Annotated in this window: 1 protein-coding gene; it reads right to left on the reverse strand. The window is 64.8% G+C overall.

The window, feature by feature from the left end; all coding sequences use genetic code 11:
- On the reverse strand, positions 1–230 hold a 230-nt coding region (locus METUNV1_RS00040; protein ID WP_043358615.1), incomplete at both ends, for a hypothetical protein.

Genomic DNA, 230 nt, shown 5'->3' on the forward strand with positions numbered 1-230 from the left:
AGGATGGCCTTGGCGTCGTTGATCTGGTTCACGCTGAGCAGCTTCTGCTCCAGCCGCTGCACCCTTTTCTTGTAGCCGCGCATTTCCTGCGTCAGGCCGACGGTGAGCACCAGTGAGGCGAGTACGCCGGTCGAGCGCAGCGGCGCGCTCAGCACACCGGTCGCGCCCATGCGCAGCATGACTTCGAAAATGGTCGGGTTCTCGTAGCCGACGACGGCGATCACCGCCGG

This window comes from Methyloversatilis universalis FAM5 (assembly GCF_000214035.2).
In the GTDB taxonomy this organism is placed as follows: domain Bacteria; phylum Pseudomonadota; class Gammaproteobacteria; order Burkholderiales; family Rhodocyclaceae; genus Methyloversatilis; species Methyloversatilis universalis.